9 protein-coding genes and 1 pseudogene are annotated in these 13332 nt (G+C 36.6%); 4 read left to right on the top strand and 6 right to left on the bottom strand.

Annotated elements, in window-relative coordinates:
- Positions 1-82: 82 nt before the first annotated feature.
- The 6 genes and pseudogenes from ACZ1GR_RS16685 to ACZ1GR_RS16660 form a co-directional block, all read right to left on the bottom strand.
- Positions 83-1636 (bottom strand): PKD domain-containing protein, encoded by a 1554-nt coding sequence (locus ACZ1GR_RS16685; RefSeq protein ID WP_472609980.1) that lies wholly within the window; start codon positions 1634-1636, stop codon positions 83-85.
- 516 nt (positions 1637-2152) lie between these two features.
- Entirely contained in the window at positions 2153-2524 is a 372-nt protein-coding gene (locus ACZ1GR_RS16680; protein ID WP_377768191.1) for a cupin domain-containing protein, read from the bottom strand.
- A 39-nt stretch (positions 2525-2563) separates the two neighbouring features.
- Positions 2564-3454: a polysaccharide lyase family 7 protein gene (locus ACZ1GR_RS16675; protein ID WP_472611834.1), complete on the bottom strand. Its 891-nt coding sequence runs from the start codon at positions 3452-3454 to the stop codon at positions 2564-2566.
- A gap of 129 nt (positions 3455-3583) precedes the next feature.
- Positions 3584-4576 (bottom strand): annotated as a pseudogene (locus ACZ1GR_RS16670) (polysaccharide lyase family 7 protein); the annotation flags it as partial.
- Positions 4577-5281: 705 nt separating this feature from the next.
- Positions 5282-6223 (bottom strand): NHL repeat-containing protein, encoded by a 942-nt coding sequence (locus tag ACZ1GR_RS16665; RefSeq protein ID WP_472609979.1) that lies wholly within the window; start codon positions 6221-6223, stop codon positions 5282-5284.
- Between the two features lie 84 nt (positions 6224-6307).
- Positions 6308-7426: a helix-turn-helix domain-containing protein gene (locus ACZ1GR_RS16660; protein ID WP_472609978.1), complete on the bottom strand. Its 1119-nt coding sequence runs from the start codon at positions 7424-7426 to the stop codon at positions 6308-6310.
- A gap of 500 nt (positions 7427-7926) precedes the next feature.
- On the opposite strand from ACZ1GR_RS16660, the gene ACZ1GR_RS16655 reads away from it, so the two are divergent.
- The 4 genes from ACZ1GR_RS16655 (at position 7927) to ACZ1GR_RS16640 (ending at position 13316) form a co-directional block, all read left to right on the top strand.
- Positions 7927-9060: a helix-turn-helix domain-containing protein gene (locus ACZ1GR_RS16655; protein ID WP_472609977.1), complete on the top strand. Its 1134-nt coding sequence runs from the start codon at positions 7927-7929 to the stop codon at positions 9058-9060.
- Between the two features lie 84 nt (positions 9061-9144).
- Entirely contained in the window at positions 9145-10341 is a 1197-nt protein-coding gene (locus ACZ1GR_RS16650; protein WP_472609976.1) for a leucine-rich repeat domain-containing protein, read from the top strand.
- A gap of 207 nt (positions 10342-10548) precedes the next feature.
- Positions 10549-11871 carry a serine hydrolase domain-containing protein gene (locus ACZ1GR_RS16645; RefSeq protein ID WP_472609975.1) on the top strand — a complete coding sequence of 441 codons (1323 nt, stop codon included), beginning with the start codon at positions 10549-10551 and terminating at the stop codon, positions 11869-11871.
- 146 nt (positions 11872-12017) lie between these two features.
- Positions 12018-13316, top strand: a complete 1299-nt coding sequence (locus ACZ1GR_RS16640) for a metal-dependent hydrolase family protein (protein WP_472609974.1) — start codon at positions 12018-12020, stop codon at positions 13314-13316.
- The last annotated feature ends 16 nt before the right edge of the window (positions 13317-13332 follow it).

Below are 13332 nucleotides of genomic sequence, written 5' to 3'. Positions count from 1 at the left end.
TATAAAATGGTTTAAACGCTTAAATTTTAAGCTTTTATAAACCCGACAACCTTAGGGTTGACGGGTTTAATTTCTATTCAAATTAATTTAAACTTGGAGTTTCTATTTCAACATCTGTTAAAAACACTTCATTATCACCAGTAACAGTACTTGTAGGAGCAAAATAAAGTATCACAAACTCTTGGTCAACTGAGGTCAATATTCCACCTGTGGCTATACTTTCATCCACTCTACTTTGAGGGAAATTAAAAGTTGATCCAGCTATGAAACTAAATGAAATTTGTTGCCACTCATTAATTCCATTTGATGTTACTGGCACCGTAGCTAAGGCTATCGAAGCCAAATCAGTTTCATCTGATGGCTGATCTGATAAAATATAAAAAGTACCCTCTACATTGCCTACAGGCGTGGTTTCCGACTTAACAAAAGCAGAAATACTATAAAGAACCCCAGTTTCAACTTCAAATGGTTGGTACGCCCTTTCACCAGCACTATCCATTTTATAAGATCTGTCTGACGTTCCGCCTGCAGAAGTCGCGTCTGTACCTGAAGAACTTGCCTTATCAGTACCGCCTATTGCTGTGACAAAAGCTTCTAAATCATCATTTCGCCAGAAATTAAAAGGCGTATCGCTGTTATCATTAAAAGTATTATCCGGATCTATAGTCCAAGCATCAACTAAGTCGTTATTATTCTGCTCTGCTGTTGGATATGTTTGCATGTCACCATTTTGCAAAGCGGCAGCAAAGGTAGCTTGAAGCCCTGGGTCGGCCGTTACAGAAACACTTTGCGTAGTGGTAGAAGAAGTCTCGCCCAATACATCATCAAAGGTAATTGTTAGGGCAACTTGATAGGTGCCCGCTGCACCATAGCTGTAGCTAGGATCAGCAAGGGCCGAAGTACCTGTTCCATCTCCAAAATCCCAAGCATATGCGGTTATATTGCCATCATTGGCCAAAGACGCATCTGTAAATTCTACATCTAAATTAGTCGCAACAAAAGTAAAATCAGCTACAGGAGCAACAGGTCTGGGTTCAACAGTAATCATTTCAGTTACCGTATCGGTATCATCAGTTCTACTTGTTGCTATTAAAGAAACTGTATATGTACCACCTGCTGCATAAGAATAGGATGGGTTTTCCTCTGTTGACGTTCCTGCACCATCTCCAAAATCCCATTCATAGGAAACACCATTAACAGAAGTATTGGTGAAAGCTACATCTAAGAAATCAATCTCACTTGTAAATGATGCAGACGGATTAATCATCTCCCTTCCGACAGTTACTTCTCGAGTTACAATTTCTTCTTGACCTCCTTCACCTTTTACTACTAGTGTAATAGTATAAGTACCATCTGCTTCATAGGTATAACTGGGCTCAAACTCAATTGAAGTATCGTCATCTGCATCTTCTACTCCAAAATCCCAAGCGTAAGCGCGTCCATTAGCAGAAGTATTAGTTGTCGAAACTTCTAAAAACACGGAAGATGTCGTAAAGTTCACCGAAAGCGGGGCTGGATCATCTTGACTTTGGTCAGCGCGCAAACCTTCTTCTTCATTCTCACAAGAAAAGAATACAATGCCCAACAAAAGCATCCAGAAAGACCATCGGTTATTTAGTAATAATTTGTTTTTCATGATAAAGTTCTTTTATAACTTTTAGTTTAGTTTTTAAGTTCATTCTCATTTAGTCAATTACAAAAGCTCAAATTGCTATCCTAACAAAGTAGTAGTATTAACAAGTGACTTTAGTTAATCACATTTCATGGACAAATTTTACGTGGAATTTCATTACTTTTGAGTTCTTCAAATTTGCATTTAATGTGTATTTGTCGAATTTTACTTCCCTCCGAAAGAAGTAATCTTTTTGAAAAGGATAGGCGTGCACCTATCCTTTTTTTATGCTTAAGGTTTTATCATATAAATAATTTAGTTTTAGTGTTTTTGTTTGGTAAACCAAATTGGTTTACCAGTTTGGATTACCAAATATATGTTATTGAATCGTTAATAAAAAACGATTTCTTTATTTAAATGTTAAAATTTTAGGAATTATGTGGTTTTGTTTAACTTAAAAAAAATAATTCTTGACAAAACAAAATGAGCCACTCCACATGGACCCAATCCTAATGATTTTGAACTAGTTGTTTTTCTGCACTATTTGTCTCCGAAATAAGAGACAGCGCCACCACTTAAAAAATCTTCTCTTACAGGGCTAAATGTGTCAATTAGCATTCCTTCTTCTAAACAAACTGCACTGTGCAATAAATTAGGTTCAATGTAAACTCCATCACCAGCTTCTACAATTTGCTTAACCCCATCAATTTCGAATTCAAATTTACCCGAAACACAATAGGTTGCCTGGGTGTGAAAATGTTGATGTGGAGAACCCAGCGCTCCTTTTTCAAACTTTACTTTTACCATCATTATTTGATTATCGTAACCTAAGAACTTTCGAGAAACTCCGCCTCCTAGTTCTTCCCATTCCATTTCTTTTGTGATGATATATTTCTCACTAAATCGTTTCATAATTTACTGTTCTTGATTCGTAATAAATGTAGATTTAATTTATTTGTTAGGTTCACCTAAACCCACAGTCGCTTCCCTGAACCACACTTCAGTATAGCAACCATTTGCATATTGTTTCGCAATATCACCACCATAGGTTTCTGCACCAGCACACCAAACCATATTTGTTTCAGGGCTTTTTCCATTGGTCTGGTTATAAGCGCCTTGCTTAAAATAGCCCAATTCACCACTATAGGCCGTAGCTCTTTCCGTGCCGTCTTGACCTATTGGAACGAATAGTTTTTTAACTTGAGCGGGTAAATCTGATTGGTTTATATATTCAGATTTAATGAGATTTTTGGTAAATGTTTTTGTTTCATGGTCAGGACTGGAAAAAGTAAGGTACATGATACCTTCGTATACATTTATTTCGTAACTAAATTCTTCACCCAATTCAATTCCGTCTAAAGGCTCTGTGGGAGCTTCATCTCTACTTTTGCCAACAACAGACATATTATGCCCCCATACGGCAGTCGAAAAATCCCATCTTCCAGAATTATCATCCCCAGCTGTATTGATTTCATAATTCCAGAATACGGAACCTTTATCATGGCCAGGAAATTTTTTGTAGAATATTTTTAGGGGTTCATTCTCATGGCCTTCTCCACTATGAATCTGACCAACCACAACCGAGTACGAAGCGGCAACCCTAGCATCACCAGAAGTTGAAACCTGCATAACCTTACAGGTGCCTGTCAGCTTCCCGCCTTGCTCAGGGGTCCATTCCCGTTTTTCATGCAATTCGGTTCTTGTATTGCTAGAATTTTTTGAAGTGACACCAGAATTGGGTGTTTTATAAACTACCCAGCGTCTTGTGCCATCAATTACCGTATAGAAAAAATCTTTGTTTTCGAAGTCGACCAAATCTTCAACATTGGTGCCATCGCCCATTAGCATCTTAAATTTATCCATAAAAGGAATTACCTCACTTGGGTAGACCGTTTTTGTGCTCAAGCCATCATTGGCTTTAAAATACCCCGCATTGGAAATGGCCTCATCTGGAATGATGATACTTGCTGATTTAAACCATACTTCAGCATAATTACCATCTGTATATTGTTTTTGTAAGTCACCCCCATGGGTTTCGGCTCCAGAGCACCAGACCTTATTTACTTTAGGGTCCTTTCCATTCGTTTGGTTATAGCAACCCAACTTAAAAAAAAGTCCTTCGTCTGTATAAGCATTTTCACGTTCAACACCATCTTGGCCGATGGCAACGAATAAGCGTTCGACTTGTTCTGGAATATTTGAACGTTTTGCATATTCTGAGGAAATAAGATTCTTGGTAAATGTTTTCGTTTCATGCCCTTTGCTTGAAAACGTAAGATGCATTATACCCTCTCTAATTTGCACTTCATAACTGAATTCTTCCCCCAAAGCAATACCATCTTTTGGTTCTGGAGGATACGTATTTTTATCAGTACCAACTATCGAAAAGTCATAGCCCCAAATCGGATAAGAATAATCCCATCTTCCTGAATTATCGTCACCAGAAGTATTGATTTCATAATTCCAAAAAACGGAACCCTTATTATGCCCTGGGAATTTTTTATAAAATATTTTTAGTGGTTCGTTCTCATGCCCATCAGCACTATGAATTTGACCAACCACTACTCAATATGTTGAAGCTACTCTCGCATCACCCGTAGTTGACACATTCATAACCTTAAGTGTCGCATTCATTCTAGCATCATTCATTGGTGACCACTTCTTTAATTGAGCTAACTCAGTTCTCGCATTATTCGAAGTGCCATGGGTATTGCCAGCATTAGGCGATTTAAAAACGACCCAATCACCGTTGTCATCTGTTTTTGTAAAAAAGAAATTTTTGTTCTCATAGTCTATTGCCCGACCAGCATTGGTGCCATCACCCAAAATTAAATTCCAATCTTTGAAAAATGGGATAAGGTCATTTGCTTTAACAGTATTGTTAGCTATCTCAGCATTTTTGACTTCTTTTTCATTCTTGGTTTTATCTAAGCAACCAATGAAAACTAAAAAGACGCCTAACATTAATAAGGTTTGGGTATAATTGGATTTGAAAATTTTGAAGTCCATATGAAATAATCTGTATCAAAAATTGGTTTACCAGTTTGGTTTACCAAAAATACATATATTTGTAAGACATGCAAATATTTGACATAATTTCTGCTTAAAAAGTATAAATCATTAACCAACTATGAGCGGACATATAAAAGAAATTTCAAGAAGAAATTTCACAAAACTTTCAGTCACAGCCCTCAGCAGTTTGCCATTACTGGTATATGATAACACTCTTCTAAATTCACCTACAAAACCTAGCGAGGCTCTTAAAGTGTACTTATTGTCAATGCATTTAGTCATATCAGGCAATTTCCCTACCGCTATTTAAGACTTACTGAAGCTTACCCATATCTTCTTGTAACTTCTTCTCTACTACATTTGCATAAATCTGATTGGCAATAAGCTTAGAACACTCTAATAACTTTGATACAGTGGCTATTGCCAATCCGTTAGGGAGGGTAACTGGTAGCAAATGTATGCCTTGCGATATGGCTGGTCACTTTTATATCAATTTCACGTAAGGTGGCGATCTCCTTTAAAAAAGTATTTATTTTTTAAGTTTAGTATTTAGGCATTACTAAAGAAAGAAGAATCAGAAAAAGTTTGTTATAATAAACCCCTTTAAGTTTGATTTTATATCAAGTACCTAAAAGGGTTTATGGGTATTAGTAATAACTAAAATTTAATAGCTCTTAATCCTGGTTCCCCAAATTGAGAGATATATAGAATACGTCTTTGTTCATCAGCCGCAATACCATTTGGTTGGGAAAAAGTAGCTTCATCCAATTTTCCATCAGCACTACCGTTTTCCCCCGTTCCTGCAAAGATTTCGGTAGTTCCATCAAAATCAACTTTATAGATGACATTCTCATTAATTCCCGTTGCATAAACTGCATCCTCAAAAATGGTCATATATCCAATTGCGAATCCTGGGGTAGTATTTGGAATTTTTGCAATTAATGAAACTTCACCTTCTTGGGTAACTTTTAAAATATCTGCAGTAAAAAAATTAGCTGTTATTATATTTCCCTCGCTATCAATGTCGATTCCTACACAGCCAAAAAGTCTATCATCTGTTGCCAAAATAGAAATAGTACTATCTGGCATCACTTTATGTAACGTAGGTGCAAAGAAATTTGCAACATAAATAATATCTTCATCATCTATAGTTATACCCGAAGGCCAACCTGAAATCTCCCCTACCTGTGAAGATGAGCCATTTGGTGAAACTTTAACTAAAACCCCGGAAACAGCATCGTTGTTGTTCTCGGTATTAAAGTAAAGGTTACCATTACTATCCAACGCACTGCCCATAGGAGCTTCAAAGCCACTTACTTTCTCGGTTACTTTTCTATTGCGCTTAACTTGGAAAACTTGTGTGCCATTGTATTTGTTAAGCACTGGGTCAAACGTGCCGAAATTTGAAGCTAGCACGGTACCGTCAGGTGCTACATGGAGACCATCATTTGCAGGAAATTCTGAACCTATAATAGTATTTACTTTTTTAGGTTTTGGGCCTCCACCAATAAAGTCTTTAACACAACTACTGGTTATGGAAAGGGATAAGGCGCAAATTAATGCCAAAGTTGTTTTTGAGAATACATTTGATTTTTTCATCTTGATTAAAGTTTTAACTATTATTGACTAAAACTATAAATGAGAAAATCCAATATCGACGCAATGGGCACATCAGCACCTATTTTAAGCCACATTTCGGTTTTTTAGATATTCTCTGGGGGTTGTACCAATAACAGATTTGAACACCCTATTGAAAGTTGACTTTGAATTGAAACCGACATCCATGGCCATTGCCAAAAGCGTATGTTTTTGATGTTCTCCTTTATCAATCTTTCCAATAAAGTCTTCAATTCTATGATTATTGATATAGTCATAAAAAGAGCTTTGGTAAATTTGGTTCAGCAACCAAGAGAGATTGTTAGGTGAAGTATTTAATTTTTCAGAAAGCTTGTTTAAAGTTAAATCGGATTGTCGATAGATTTGCTCATCAGAAATATAGTAATGAAGCCTTTTTTGCAGTTTTTGAATTTCTTCTGGTTTTAAGCGGTCTTTTTCTGTTTTCGACCTATTCTCAAAAGGTACCCTAAAAATTTCAGGTTGACGTAAAGTATAATACCCTATTACGTAAATGAAAAGAGGTGTTGAAATCCACATTGTCGCATAGTTGACATAAGCTAAGGGCTTTTTTAGAAAATTAATGCTTAAAAAACTCATCAACCATAATACCATAAAAACACCCAAGGTTAATTGCAACAGTATCAAAAATTTATTTATCGACTGATGATATGATAACTGCTTGCCTTCTTCATTTCTATACTGCCTTATTAGTAAAAAGGTCTTTATCCAATAAAAAATAAAAGATGCCAGTCCGGCTGCTTCTACAATAAAGAATAAAAGGTTGAGCTTGCCTGAAAAATACAGTTTATTAAATTCATCTAACGGAAAACTCAAAGTCCAAAAATAGTATCCTAAATGGAGGACTGCAGGTAAATAATGTTCTAATCTTAAACGAAAAGGTGGGTTTTCATTAAACATTAATCGTCTAACATAAGTGTAAATAAATGGTCCAAAAAGAAAAATTGTAGTATCAATTAATACACCGAACCGCCATACCCAATTTTCAGGAATGCGATAAGCTGAAATTCTTCCAAAAAGCATGAGAACGGCAATCAAAAGCAAAAAGGAAAGTATCTTGTTTGCTGACTGATTTCTATTATGTATAAGCCGTAGGGAAACAGATAAAAACAAGCCCTGACTTACTCCTAAGAATAATATGATATCAATAAAATTAAATGAGTACATAAAAAAGCTTCAAAAAACAAAGGTACGTTTAACCATATCAATAAAGGTGTCACTGTGACCAATGGCACTTAGAAAATGATTCAAATCAGTCATTAAAGCTTGAAGATAATTTTGTGAAAGCTTGCAAAACTGAGTTTCATGATGCAATCGCAAATTGCACATAACTTCATCGGATTTTTTTGCCAAATCTTAGTTTTTTAGATTTTATTTGGTTCAAAATCTTTAATACTTTGTTTCGTTCTTTTCTACAATTTTCCTTGAAGATATAATTATCAGATTCGGTAATTCTATACTATTGGAAACCTACTTTATGTTTTATGATGGAGCATTTTTTTTTTGTAAAATTGTTGGATAAATTATTAGACCTGCCCAGTGTTTTGATTAAGTATGGTAGTGCTCGCATCTTTGCTTGTAATCGACACAATTGTTAAAATAGTAATTCTCATACAATGATCCCAAACTCATGAATTAGTTTTGTAGTTATAAAACTATAGCGATTTATGAAGTTCAACCTTATTAGCATCCTAATTTTTTTCGGTTTACTTCAAAGTGCAATAATGCTGTTTTTGATATTCAAGAATAGGGATTGGCGGCAACCCCGGAACAAACTACTAATACTGATTTTAGTTGTGGTCGGTCTTTCATTGGTCCCTACATTTTTAGGCAATACTGGGCTGATTGAGACGAATGATTACCTAAGATTCATCCCACTAAATCTGGTCATTTTCATTTTTCCGTTGTTATATCTCTATTTCGAATCGATACGCAAAGTCAATTTTAAGCTAGATAGTAAACGTATTGGGCACTTCATAGTCCCTGTGATTTTTACTTTATACTATGTTGTCGTTTGGGTAGGTAGTTTATTTGTTACTATTCAAGATAAGGGGAACTTACTATCGAAGCTGGCTTATTTTGAGGTGCAGTCCACATATTATTTTGTGCTTTTGTGCCAGGCATTTGCTTACACGACACTATCACTTCTAGAATTGAAAAAGAATGGCAGGGTACAACTTTTGAAAGACAATCTTAAGTATCGCAACTGGTTGATTTATTTGTTTTTATTCTTTTTCGCCGGTGCCCTTTTTGAATTGACCTCTACCCTTATAGGCAGAATCTATGGCTATTGGAGGAGCTCGCCTTTAGACGATTGGTTGGGTTTTTCGCTCACTATGGCGGTTAAGATATATAATGCCGTACTGCTTTATGTTATTTCATTGGTGGGGTATGTGACCTACTCTACCTTTAGGTCAACTAAGATGGGCTTCGATAAAACGGTAATCGAAAGACAGCTTAAAAACATCCTTCATAAAATGGAAACCGAAAAGCCCTATTTGAATAAAGATTTTTCGTTGTCCACTTTTTCCAAACAACTTCAAGTAACCCCTGCCGTTTTGTCAAACTTACTGAACACTCATTTGAATGTGACTTTTAATGACTTCGCCAATAAATTTCGTGTAGATGAGGTGAAGGATAAAATACAAAACGGGGCATACACTAATTTTACCATCGAATCAATTGCCGCTGATTCAGGTTTTAAATCAAAAACCACCTTTTATAGGGCCTTTTATAAATTCACTTCCCGAACGCCAAAAACATATATTGGCCAAGTCTCCGATAAGAAAAAGGTTTCATAGTATACTATGATACTTTTTTTAGGGCAATTTCTTTTTTAGAGCAACTAGGTTTATTGATTTTTGGGGAAATCAAAATTCTTTCTTATGGATACTTTAAAGATAATCGTATTGACCCTGACACTGATTTTTGTTACACTGGCCTCTGCCCAAGATCCTGATAGTATTGTCGTAATTGAAGATTTTTACCTAGAACACGCAATTCGAGAACGTTTTGATAAACCGACAGGGGCACTTACAAAGGCCGATTTAGAATCATTGACCCGTTTTTCAGCAGTAGGGAGGGGGGTCAAGTCTTTAAAAGGATTGGAATATGCTAAAAATCTTACTTCTTTAAGACTGGATAACAATTCCATTAGTGATTTAAGTCCGCTGTCAGGCTTGATCAAGCTTAAGAACCTGGTCATTAACGGTAATAAAATCAAGTCGCTAGAAGCTCTTGAAAACCTTGTTAACCTTGAGCACTTTCTTTTTGATAGAAACCAGCTTACCACTATTGGTCCGTTATCGAATTTAAAGAAGCTCACGGGTATTTCAGGAAATTTCAATAATATCAAAAGTATAGAAGTTGTCAAAAACTGGACAGAATTGATACATTTTAATATGGCGTTCAATGAATTGGAAGATATTACACCCCTAAAAGAACTGACCAAGCTAGAAGGGATATGGATTCCGAATAACCACGTCACCAATATCGAAGCGGTAAGGGGATTGAAATCATTGGAAGTGTTGATATTGGAAAAAAATCCCATCTCGGATATTAAAGCTATGAGTGGGCTCCATAAATTGGTTCAAGTAAACTTAATGGATACAAAAATCGAAGACTTTAGTCCTTTGTCAAACATAAAAAGTATTGGGGTCTTAGTGCTTCGTAAAAATAATTTGAGGGATTTGGGTTTTCTTAAAAATCTGACCAATATTGAATGGCTTGATTTACGGGAAAATAGCATTGAGGACATTCAAGTCTTAAAAAATCTAAACAAACTTAGAAAATTGTTCTTGACGGGCAATAAAATCAAATCTATTGAGCCTTTATCCAATATGAAGCACTTAAAATGGGCTTTGTTGGCTGACAATGAGATTGGCAATTTATGGCCACTATATGGTCTACAAAGCCTAACGGACATCTCATTTCATGGTAACCCTATTAGGGCGACGCAGGCCTTGATTAACATGAATACTAGCGTCATAAAAAGATTGGATGTAAAAGGAAGCTATGTCATAGCTGCAGACGAGAAATTCAACTCCATTTATGGGCTTGAACCCAGCAGAAAACGCCAATAATTATAAGCTTTTGAAAAATCTTGTAACCTTCCCACCTAATTTATCGTCACATGGTAAACTGCCTCGGGTAAGGCTATCTGCCGAGAAAGGTAGGCCCATGAGGTATACAAATGAATCTAAATCTATATTTCGACACATGTATTGGAGCATCCAATCTCAATTGTCAGGCAAAAAATAATAACCATAAACCCAAAATACCCATATACTATGAGAAACTTAAAATTTCTTTTTCTAATACTTACCGTTTGTGCCTTTGGCCAAGGTGGAACTACTTCCGATCTTGAAGAAAAAGTACCGAAATGGCAAGAAGAGTATAAAGTTCCTGCCGTTGCCATTGGCATTATTGAAAATGGAAAGGTTACATACAACAAGGTTTTTGGAGAACAGCGCATCGGGTTGCCCGCAAATAACCAAAGTATTTTTACGGTAGCTTCCCTTACCAAACCCATATTTGCCACCGTAGTACTTAATTTGGTGTCGCAAGGAAAGTTATCGCTTGATGAACCTCTGTATAAATATCACTTAGACCCCGACCTGAAGGTAGATGACAATCTCAAAAAGTTGAGCGCTCGATTTGTCTTAAGTCATCAGTCAGGTTTTGTCAACTGGAGAAATATGAGCCCTTCAAAGAAATTGAAATTCAATTTTGAACCCGGTAGTCAATATCTGTATTCGGGTGAGGGCTATGAATACCTGCGAAAGGCTTTGCAGAACAAATTAGGTGAAGATTTGCCAAAATTGGCCGAAGAGGTGCTTTTTAAACCGCTTGAACTTACTAATATAGCCTTTACCTGGCAGTCGAATTGGGATATGAAAAAAGTAGTTTATCCTTTTGACAAAAATTTTGGGGAGTATGAATATGCCCCAAGAACCGAATTAAATGCTGCCGCGGGCTTGTTGACTACTATTAAAGACTATACGGAAGTATGTGCTTACGTAATCAATGGGGCGGCCTTTTCTAAACCGGTTTTTGAAGATATGGTCTCACCACAGGTCAAGGTCAAAGAGAACTTATTTTACGGATTGGGATGGGAGGTAATACCTGAACTTTCCAATAAAGAGTCGGTAATCATGCATTCGGGTGATGAAAATGGTATCAAGACCTTCGCGGTGCTATTACCTAAATCTAAAAAAGGAATGGTCATTTTCACCAATGCCAACGAAGGTTATAAGGTATATCAAAAGGTCGTAGAGACCTATCTTGATGAGGGTAAGGAAATCTTTGAGATCAAGGCTAAAAAAATGGTTCCAACCGAAAAATATATCGTGCCCGTCGAGAACTTAGAAAATTATACAGGTACTTTTCAAATCAAGGAAAATGTTACTTTCAATATTGTTGCTGAAAATGGAAAGCTCAACCTGGTCATCCCTGGTCAGAAATCCGTGAGATTGGTGGCGCAAACGGAAATGGTCTTCTTGGTAGATGAAGAACTGAAAGTAGAATTCGTAAAAGGCGGAAACCAATCGTTTGACAATGTGGTTTTATATCAATATGGTGTAAAATCATATGAAGGTAAACGGGTAGAATAAAAAGGTGATTTTCTGGGTCGCTATATTCTGAATTACTGAAATATGCTCATTTTGGGAAGTCCCTCCTTTTGAAAAATGATTTTATTCATACGCTGAATTTCTGAAAATCAAAATAGAAGCACTTATTAACAACTATCAATAGCTTCATGAAAAAATCTGTAGTGTTCGCTTGCTTATACCTTTGCTTTGTAGGTTTCGTATTTGCACAGTCTATAGAAACGGAGGAAATAAAATATATCAAAGCGGGAAGGTTGTTTGATTCTGAAAAAGGCAGGATATTAAGTGACCATATCATTAAAGTCGTAAATAATACGATATTCGAAGTTGGGACTACTATTCCCATCCCGAAAAACGCATCGGTAATTGATTTGTCTTCTTACACCGTTTTACCGGGTTTAATAGATGGGCATACACATCTTTTGCATTCAGAAACCGTAACGGACAAACACCCTATTGCCAATGAAATCTTGTTTCAAGGAGATGCCCTAAGGGCATTACGTGGTGCGAAAAGGGCAAAATCATTTCTTGAAAGTGGTTTTACCACTGTAAGGGACTTAGGTAATTCAGGGCAATTTTTAGATGTTGCCTTAAAACAGGCCATAACCGAGGTAACTGTTGTCGGACCGCGCATGTTCGTTTCTGGCCCCATTATTTCTTCGGAAGGTGGACAGGTTGTGGGAATACTCAAGCATCACCATCAAATTACATCCAACGAATACAGGATTATTAAAAATGTAGATGACGCGATTAATGCAGTAAGGGAAAACGTAAACTATGGGGCGGATATCATAAAAATCTGTGCCAATAATACGCCCAATAACACGAGCTTGACCATCGATGAAATGAGGGCCATTGTCAAAATGGCTAACCGCTACAACAAAAAGGTTACGGCGCATGCAACTAGCAACTTGGCTGTTTGGGAAGCAACTACAGCTGGGGTAGATGCCATTGAACATGGTTATGCTATTGCTGACTCCACACTGACCCTTATGGCTAAAAAGGGAACTGCGTTAGTGCCTACTGATATATCGAAAAAACTACTCTATAAGTACTTTGAACTCCTAGACTTTAAGGGAGATCTTGAAAAGGCAGTAATCAGTTACCAAAGTCGTAAAAGGGACCGCTTGCAAAGGGCCATAAAAGCAGGTGTCACCATTTTGACAGAATCTGATAATTATATGGATTTTGAAATTCCGCAAGGTGAGGCAGCTAAGAACATCCTTGTTGCGTATCAAGAAGAAGGCATGGAACCCCTTGATATTCTGAGATCATCCACATACCTATCCAGTAAATTTATGAATATGTCGAATCGTATTGGGGTTATCAAAAAAGGGGCCTTCGCCGATATCATTGCTGTAAAGGGAGACCTTGAGAAAGATTTTTCAGATACCATATTCAATGTGGTTTTCGTCATGAAGGATGGAAAAGTACATATTAAAGAGTAAACACCGCTAAAATCAA

It is taken from the genome of Croceitalea sp. W27 (assembly GCF_055693185.1).
This window is presented reverse-complemented; position numbering and strand designations above follow the sequence as displayed.

Excerpts from the sequence above, each read along its gene's own strand:
- ACZ1GR_RS16685 (WP_472609980.1), bottom strand. The coding sequence starts at position 1,636 with ATGAAAAACAAATTATTACTAAATAACCGATGGTCTTTCTGGATGCTT.
- ACZ1GR_RS16680 (WP_377768191.1), bottom strand. The coding sequence starts at position 2,524 with ATGAAACGATTTAGTGAGAAATATATCATCACAAAAGAAATGGAATGG.
- ACZ1GR_RS16675 (WP_472611834.1), bottom strand. The coding sequence starts at position 3,454 with ATGGGCGATGGCACCAATGTTGAAGATTTGGTCGACTTCGAAAACAAA.
- ACZ1GR_RS16665 (WP_472609979.1), bottom strand. The coding sequence starts at position 6,223 with ATGAAAAAATCAAATGTATTCTCAAAAACAACTTTGGCATTAATTTGC.
- ACZ1GR_RS16660 (WP_472609978.1), bottom strand. The coding sequence starts at position 7,426 with ATGTACTCATTTAATTTTATTGATATCATATTATTCTTAGGAGTAAGT.
- ACZ1GR_RS16655 (WP_472609977.1), top strand. The coding sequence starts at position 7,927 with ATGAAGTTCAACCTTATTAGCATCCTAATTTTTTTCGGTTTACTTCAA.
- ACZ1GR_RS16650 (WP_472609976.1), top strand. The coding sequence starts at position 9,145 with ATGGATACTTTAAAGATAATCGTATTGACCCTGACACTGATTTTTGTT.
- ACZ1GR_RS16645 (WP_472609975.1), top strand. The coding sequence starts at position 10,549 with ATGAGAAACTTAAAATTTCTTTTTCTAATACTTACCGTTTGTGCCTTT.
- ACZ1GR_RS16640 (WP_472609974.1), top strand. The coding sequence starts at position 12,018 with ATGAAAAAATCTGTAGTGTTCGCTTGCTTATACCTTTGCTTTGTAGGT.